This is a genomic window from Sphingorhabdus sp. (genome assembly GCF_044239665.1).
Taxonomy (GTDB): Bacteria; Pseudomonadota; Alphaproteobacteria; order Sphingomonadales; family Sphingomonadaceae; genus Sphingorhabdus_B.
This window is the reverse complement of record NZ_JBIIBA010000028.1, coordinates 20,739-28,282: the sequence shown is the minus strand read 5'-3', so window position 1 is coordinate 28,282 and position 7,544 is coordinate 20,739. Positions and strand designations below refer to the sequence as shown.

At 53.5% G+C, this 7,544-nt stretch carries 10 protein-coding genes; 6 read left to right on the top strand and 4 right to left on the bottom strand.

From position 1 onward, the window contains the following. The first annotated feature begins 161 nt into the window (after positions 1–161). Positions 162–719: a hypothetical protein gene (locus tag ACILP3_RS08825; RefSeq protein ID WP_395616275.1), complete on the top strand. Its 558-nt coding sequence runs from the start codon at positions 162–164 to the stop codon at positions 717–719. 93 nt (positions 720–812) lie between these two features. Here ACILP3_RS08825 and ACILP3_RS08820 read toward each other — a convergent pair whose 3' ends face one another. Together ACILP3_RS08820 and ACILP3_RS08815 are read right to left on the bottom strand one after the other, a co-directional pair. Further along, entirely contained in the window at positions 813–1,214 is a 402-nt protein-coding gene (locus ACILP3_RS08820; RefSeq protein ID WP_395616274.1) for a hypothetical protein, read from the bottom strand. A 197-nt stretch (positions 1,215–1,411) separates the two neighbouring features. Further along, entirely contained in the window at positions 1,412–1,591 is a 180-nt protein-coding gene (locus ACILP3_RS08815; protein ID WP_395616273.1) for a hypothetical protein, read from the bottom strand. On the opposite strand from ACILP3_RS08815, the gene ACILP3_RS08810 reads away from it, so the two are divergent. Together ACILP3_RS08810 and ACILP3_RS08805 are read left to right on the top strand one after the other, a co-directional pair. Continuing rightward, a complete protein-coding gene (locus ACILP3_RS08810) occupies positions 1,590–2,390 on the top strand; it encodes a BPSS1187 family protein (RefSeq protein ID WP_395616272.1) in 801 nt (266 codons plus the stop codon). The two genes, ACILP3_RS08815 and ACILP3_RS08810, sit on opposite strands and share 2 nt — an antisense overlap. Positions 2,391–2,751: 361 nt before the next feature. After that, positions 2,752–3,423: a nitroreductase gene (locus ACILP3_RS08805; protein WP_395616271.1), complete on the top strand. Its 672-nt coding sequence runs from the start codon at positions 2,752–2,754 to the stop codon at positions 3,421–3,423. Between the two features lie 57 nt (positions 3,424–3,480). Here ACILP3_RS08805 and ACILP3_RS08800 read toward each other — a convergent pair whose 3' ends face one another. Then, positions 3,481–3,807 (bottom strand): DUF6481 family protein, encoded by a 327-nt coding sequence (locus ACILP3_RS08800; protein WP_395616270.1) that lies wholly within the window; start codon positions 3,805–3,807, stop codon positions 3,481–3,483. Between the two features lie 173 nt (positions 3,808–3,980). Further along, entirely contained in the window at positions 3,981–5,246 is a 1,266-nt protein-coding gene (locus tag ACILP3_RS08795; RefSeq protein WP_395616269.1) for a NupC/NupG family nucleoside CNT transporter, read from the bottom strand. Between the two features lie 150 nt (positions 5,247–5,396). Here ACILP3_RS08795 and ACILP3_RS08790 point away from each other — a divergent pair, with 150 nt between their 5' ends. From ACILP3_RS08790 to ACILP3_RS08780, 3 genes are read left to right on the top strand one after another with little or no spacing between them, the layout of a single operon-like run. Then, positions 5,397–6,644, top strand: coding sequence for a pilus assembly protein TadG-related protein (locus ACILP3_RS08790; protein ID WP_395616268.1), 1,248 nt, complete (start codon positions 5,397–5,399; stop codon positions 6,642–6,644). Beyond that, a complete protein-coding gene (locus tag ACILP3_RS08785; RefSeq protein WP_395616267.1) occupies positions 6,613–7,122 on the top strand; it encodes a TadE/TadG family type IV pilus assembly protein in 510 nt (169 codons plus the stop codon). Before ACILP3_RS08790 ends, ACILP3_RS08785 begins: the two co-directional genes overlap by 32 nt. Next, the gene (locus ACILP3_RS08780) at positions 7,119–7,523 is read left to right on the top strand and encodes a TadE/TadG family type IV pilus assembly protein (protein WP_395616266.1); all 405 of its coding nucleotides are present in this window, start codon (positions 7,119–7,121) and stop codon (positions 7,521–7,523) included. Before ACILP3_RS08785 ends, ACILP3_RS08780 begins: the two co-directional genes overlap by 4 nt. The last annotated feature ends 21 nt before the right edge of the window (positions 7,524–7,544 follow it).

Here is a 7,544-nt window from a genome sequence, read left to right as displayed (position 1 = left end):
TCCCACGACAATATCGTCGACCTCTGCTGCGAGGCGTGGAACAAACTCATAGATCAGCCTTGGCGCATTATGACCATCGGCCATCGTAAATGGGCCAGTGAGTTGTGATCAATGCAGGTTGGTATTACATATCGTGCTGTGACGCAAACGGTGAAGGTCCGATGAGCAAGCTGTTTGCTGACTTCGGCGATGTGCGTGGTTCATCATTTATGGACTGGTGGAAGGGTGGTGCTCGATTACTATTCTGCGAGCCGCCTGAGGCTGAAATTATCAGCTATCCATCGCTCCCAACCGAACCCGTCGCTGAAGATCGTGTTTTGCTGAGTATTCCTGTGACGGGCGATATCGACCGTACAATGGCTGAGCTTCGCAAGAAACTTCAGGAAGCGTTCGCATTTGCCAGGCGACAACGTCAGCATTCGAACACTGCGTCTGATTCATTCAGCCTTGCTGCATATCCTGTATTCACGAAGCCTGTGCTGACTGCGCTGCATGATAGATTGATTGCTTTACAAGCTCGAAAGGCAAATCCAACTGCCTCGTTGTACGAACTCGGCATTCTCACGGGCATGGCTGATCGAACATCAGGAACGCGGGATGATGCGGATCATCGCAACCGTGTGCTGGCAAGCGTCAGTCGTTGTCTGCGTGAAGCAAAGGCACTCGTTCACAACGCTGGTGAAGGGCGTTTTCCAGACACCACCCCGCCGCCTAAGTGAGACAATTTCGGTTTCGGAAACTGCAACGGAATTGGCAGCAGAAACTATGGTTGCGTAAAATTGATGCGTCATATCTAGGCGGAAGACAGACGCTTAGTTGAACCAGTGCTTATGCATCGCACAGATAAAGTCCGCGTCTGCAACGGGAAAGCCAGAAGCGGAGCCGATCACTGCATCTATGCCGCAATTTGGACAGAGCGCAGTTCCGTCTTCATCATCGAGCCATTCGTCTATGTCGCTTGCTGAAAACGATTTGCAGCAAGAGAAGCATGCACAAATCTCACTTTGTTCGATTTCTGCTTGATGTTTGCTGGAATGGCGATGAGCCGATTCTAGCGTGTCGATGGGAATGTTCATGTTCAAAACATACGATGAAATAATGAATGTCCGCAAGTGGGCGCTATGATTGTCGGGAACACGATCAAACTGCAAAGTGATGTGTGGGTCGTGTTGCCCGACAATGGCGACACGACCACCTAACGCTCGTTCGCTCAAAAGCTCATTGTGCGGGTATCAGATCGGGGGGCGTATTCATTCAGTTGCATTGTGTTGATAATTTTCCCAGACACTAGCCAAGAGTTATGTAGGCGCAATTGCTCGGCACGTAAGAGGTGAAGTATGGGAAAGCCGAAAGTCAGTTTGTTAGCGCTAGGTATAGTGTTCTCCTTAAGTGCGTGTGGCGGCGATACTGCTCAGAGCAGCGCACCGCCGCCAGTGATTATCACTCCTACGCCTCCGACTGCACCGCCTCCACCACCACCTCCTTCGAGCATGATATCCACTGAACGGGACATAGCGCCAGCGCTAACCAACGCCGCGCTTACCGACAATTTGTCAGCCCATTTTGCAATTAACCCAGCATCGGCATCCATGCGAAATCGCCTTTTCGTGATGTTGCCTGGAACTACTGCGATCCCACGCTTCTATCGCTTAATCGTCAGGGCAGGAGCGGCGCGTGGCTTTCACAGCATAGGCTTGACCTATCCAAATGATGAGGCGGTTGGGACAATCTGTGCATTTTCGCCGCGAGCTGATTGCGCAGGCGAGGTACGCCGCGAAATTATCACGGGTATTGATACAAGTCCGCTGGTGTCAATTTCCCAACCAAACTCTATCACAGGCCGCCTCGTTGCACTGCTGACATATATGCATAGCGGCTATCCAAATGAAGGCTGGGGCCAATATCTTGTGGGCGGGGCGCCGAACTGGTCGGTCATAACCGTTGCAGGTCATTCACAAGGTTCAGGACATGCCGCTTTCATGGGCAAGCTGCATGTCCTTGATCGCATAGCAATGTTTTCGGGGCCAGGTGACACTGGCAATGCAAATGGCTTGGCTGCTCAATGGACAAACTTGCCCAATGCAACGCCCGCTGCGCGCCAATATGGCTTTACGCACCAGCGAGATGAACTCGTGCCGTTGGCTGCGATTGAGTTGAATTGGAACCAAATCGGTCTTGGTGTCTTCGGGGCATCAACTTCTGTCGATGGACGCGCTGCACCTTTTGGCGACCGACGGCAATTGACGACCAACATCGCAATTTCTGTAAGTCCATTGTCCCCCTCAACTGCTCCAGCTCACGGTAGTACCGTGGTTGATGTAGTCACACCGTTAACATCTGCGGGAGAGCCACTATATCTGCCCGTCTGGAACTACATGGTATTTCCATAAAGTGATGTGTGGGTCGTGTTGCCCGACAACGTGAATATTTCGCGGATTTATAGCATCAGCTAAACTGACGCTGCGACTTATCTGCCTGTAATTTCACATAAAATATGATCGGGTAAACACGACCAACATATTGAAAATAGGGTATTTTTCCAATTTACACTATACAACAAATTATACAACTATGTGATAAAAGCACTGTATTTGCTACATTTGTGCATTATTCGTAATGCGGGGGTCGTAGGTTCGAATCCTATAGGCGGCACCATTTTTTCGATAATTTCTGTCATCACATAATCTGCCCTGCGTCGATGAACGCTGCTTGGGCTTGACCGATTGCCGTTAGATATGCAGGGAAAACGGCATGAACCAATTAACCGTTAGCCAAGCCGTACTTTCGCGTCGTTCTATCCGCGCGTTTACACCTGAACCTGTCTCCCTGGAAATACTCCATCGGGTTATGGACAAGGCGCGATGGGCGCCATCGGGTTGTAATTTTCAACCATGGGAAGCAACGATCCTGACCGGCGCGCCGCTTGCTGAACTGCAGCAGAAAATGCTGGCGTCGCCAATGCAGGACCCGCCGGAATATTCCTGGTCGGACCCAGAGGTTATCCCCGAATGCAAAGCGCGCCTTCAACATGTCGGCGCATCCATGTATCAAGCGATGGGCATCGGCCGTTCTGACAGCGATGCGCGCAACGACTTTGTGCATAATAATGTGATGTCGTTCAATGCCCCTGCGGTATTGCTGTGCTATTTCGACCGCCGCATGGGGTCGCCGCAATGGTCGGATGTCGGGATGTGGCTGCAAACGATCATGCTATTGCTGCGTGAAGAAGGGCTGGACACTTGCCCGCAGGAATTTCTCTCCATGCATGCAAAGCTCATCAAGGAATTTATTGGCGTTTCCGATGAAAGCCACATTTTCTTTTGCGGTATCGCCATTGGCTATAGAAATGACGAGGCGCCCGTTAACGGTTTTGAGCGGCAGCGCGAACCTGTTGAAGGCAATGTCCGCTTCGTCGGTTTTTGATAACTACGTCATATTTTTAATTTAATGCGGTAATGCTTGTCGCAGCACCGCGGCCAGCTATTTCTTGCCTTTGCGGCCTTTTCTCGCGGCATATCTGGCATCGCGCTCCCGCTTGCGCTCTTCGTCGGTTTTTGTCGGCACGGCGGGCTCTGTCGACATTTGCGCACGTTCCAGCCGCGCGGCCTTTTCCAGTTCACGGGCCGCCAGCTTTTCTGCGCGGGCTTTTGCTTGCGCTTGCTCGCGCGCTTCGGCGGCGGCGCGCCGTGCGGCCAGCGTTGCTTCGTCGAGCTTTGGCTGTGCGCGCAGTCGATTAACGGCATCCAGCTTCGCCTTATTGGCCAGTGCTGCACGCTCTTGAAACGACGGCTCTTTATATGAAGGCATATTCTTATATTATCCATTTGATGTGATGGTAACGCGGCGGACGCCAGCGATGACCTTGGACAACGCCTTAAAGGCAAAGACGCCCGACAGCAAATTGCAATCCGCTTAAAGTCAGGATCACTTAAATTACATCCACGGCTGGCGAGCCACGCGCCATGATTGGGTGAACCGGCTCAGGCCAAGGTGACAAGGCCAATGACTGCGCCTGTCATGGCGGACGCCATATTACCGGCGACCCAGCTTTTCATACCCAGCGCCGACACTTCTGCGCGCCGTGCGGGGGCGAGGGTGGCGATGGTCGATACCAACAGGCCGACGCTGGCAAGATTTGCAACGCCGCATAAGGCATAAGTGATGATCAGCTTGCTGCGCGCGTCAAAGGTATCGGCGGGCAGGGCGGCGAGATCAAGATAGGCGACATATTCGTTGAGGATGGTCTTTGTGCCCATCAAGGCGCCGGCCGCAGGGGCTTGGTCCCATGGAATGCCAATGCTCCACATTAACGGCGCGAACAGCCAGCCAAAAATGCGTTTGAGGGTGAGGGGCTGTGCATCCATTTGGGGTAGCAGGGCCAGCAACTGGTCGGTCAAATTGACTAAGGCAAATACGACGATGATGATGGCGATGACGGCCAGCACCAATTGGATGCCCTCCATCGTGCCTTTGATGATCGCGTCCATGCTGCTTTCATATTTCAGGTCAGCCTTGGCATCCTCGGCGCTCATGCTGCCGTCGCCAGGGACCATCAGGCGCGCGATGAGCACGGCGGCGGGTAAGGAAATCAGCGAGGCGACAATCATATGGCCAACGGCGTTCGGCACGGTCTTGGACAAGGTGGTGGCATATAAGACAAGGATAGCGCCGGAGATGGTGGCCATGATCAACACCATGATCATGAACAATTCGGCCCGGCTCATCCGTTCAAACCACGCTCGCAGGACAAGCGGGGATTCGACAACGCCCAAAAACATGGTCGCGCCGCCGCCCAGTCCAACGACGCCGCTGACGCCTAAGGTTTTGCGCAATGCCCAAGACAGGCCACGGACCGCCGCGCGCAATATGCCCCAATGCCACAAAAGGGCCGAGAGCGCCGAAAAGACGATGATGAGCGGTAAGATTTGAAACGCGACGATGACGGGTTGTTCCACGCCGGGCTTGAGCACAAAGGGGATCGGCGCGCCGCCGGTATAGCCGAACATATAGCTGGACCCGACCAATGTCGCCTTTTCCACTGCCGCGACCGCATCATTGGCATAGCCGACCAAGGTCCAAATAAACGGCACGCGCGTGACCGCCAGCGCGAGGGCGATTTGCACAAAAAGCGCGCCGACAATCCAGCGCCAGGAAGGCCGAGCGGCGCGGTCTTCGGACAAGGCCCAAGCGAGCGTCAGGATCAACGCGATGCCAATCAAACCCTGTCCCTGCTGCAAAATCACCATGTCCGCCCTTATGCTGCCAAGCCGTAGCTGCGCTATACGCCAACTGCCCTTAAGCTTTTGCTTACCGAATTCTAACAGCAGTTGTTAACTAAATTACGCGATAAAGAGCGGCGTAAATGCAGGGATTTTCCGGCATCATGGGATATAAACATGCGTAAGTTAACCGACTTCATACGCAATCTATGCACCAATGAACGGGGTAATGTGTTGATCCTTATGGGTCTTTCCATGCCGTTGCTGGTCGGTCTCGCGGGCCTTGGGACCGACACTATTCAATGGACTTTAATGAAGCAGCAATTGCAGCGCAGTGCCGATTCGGCTGCGTTGAACGGCGCTTATGCCAAGGCGCAGGCCAAGAGCGTCAGCGATAATGCCCATAATGATCTGGCCAAAACGCTTGATGGATTTTTAGGGGTTGGGGTCACCATTGAGAATGCGCCGACAGCCGGAAAATTTGCCGGTGACCCACGCGCGGTCAAGGTTGTTTTGACCTATAGTAAAGCGCTTCCCTTTTCGAGTATGTTTTTGGCAGATCCGCCATTGATTGCAGTGGAGGCAATTGCCGCAGTGTTGAATAATGGCGACTTTTGCGTCATTTCACTTGAGGATACGACCGCCAATGGCGTGACATTTTCGGGCAATTCGACCGTCAATTTGGGTTGCGGCGTTGCCAGTAATTCCACAGGCGGTAGCGCGGTGATAGCAGCTGGTTCAACAGTTGTGCGGGCGTCGCCAGTTGCTGCGGTGGGGAATGTGCCCGCCAGTGCGAACTACGCCAATGGGACACAACTTGTCCCTTATTCCATTCCGCAACGCAATCCGTTTGCGGCGCTTGGAGATCCAACGGCAGAGGCACCGGTGGTGTGCAGCGGCAATGCGCTGACCGTCGGCAATAAGCAAAATGTGACGATCAACCCCGGCTGTTTCAATGGTATCAACGTCCACGGCAAGCTGACCATGAATCCGGGTACTTATTATATCAAAGCCGGTGATTTTGAAACCAATGCCCAATCCGAAATTACCGCCCTTGGCGTTACAATCATTTTGACCGGAACCGGGACATCCATTGGACAGGTTAAAATGAACGGCGGCGCAGATATTGAAATGGCGGCTCCGGCAAGCGGCAAATATAAGGGCGTCCTCTTTTTCAAAGATCCCAGCGCGCCCGCCTCCACGAATGACGTGTTCAACGGTGGGGCATCGGGGTCGTTTCTGGGCGCAATTTATATGCCCTCACAAACCGTCACATTGAACGGAAACTCGACATTTGCGACCGATTGCCTGCAGATCGTATCACGCAAAGTGGTCATGACAGGCAACACCACGATTACCAACGACTGTCCCGTCGGGACGGCGGCGGATACCTTTGAGGGCACGCAAGTCAGGCTGGTCGGGTGATTTGATGGCGCATATCATCAAAGTTTTGAACGCCGCCCGGCAGGATAGAAGCGGGACAAGCACCATTGAGCTGGCGCTTATTTTTCCAGTGGGCTTGCTGCTTTTATTGGGTGCGATCGATTCTGCGATGGGCTTTGCTGAAAAGCTGCGGGTTGAAGCTGCGGCCGCCAGAGCCGTGGAGCAGATCACCGCTTTTTCACGAGTGAAGACGGACTATAGCTTAAGCCGTGCCGAGGCGGCGCAGGCCGCAAATGTTGACGTTTCCGACGTGACCGTGACCTATTGGCTTGAGTGCAACAATGTCGTCCAAAGTACGTTTACCGCTACCTGCACAGTGGCCGGCTCTCAGATCGCCCGATTTGTCAAAGTAGGCATTCGCGGCAAATTTTCGCCTGTGGTAAATTACGGGAATTTTCTCCCCACCGATGCCAATGGCTTTGTTCGGGTTGAGGGCGATGCTTCGGTGCGGATTCAATGATGCTATTGTCCAGATATCGCAAAAATGACTCCGGCGCATCTGCCACCGAATTTGCGTTGGCGGTGCCGCTTATTGTGTTGTTATTTTATGGAATGGCGCAATTCGGGCTCATCTTGCTGGCCAATGCGGGGCTGCGGCATGCCATTGACGCAGGCGCGCGCGCGACAACGGTCTATATCGGCGCAACGCCCATGACGGATGCCCAAATTCGGACGATTGTCTCCAGCAGCCTATACGGCATGACCAATGGCACGGTTTCAACGCCAGCGGTGATCAGGGGGACCAGCAACGGCGTCAGCTATGTCGACATAAGCATTTCGTACGCCGTACCGATTGATCTTATTTTTTACCAATATGGCCCAATTTTGCTGCAAGAGACGCGCCGGGCCTATCTGCCATAAACGAAAGCATTGTTGCGTGAG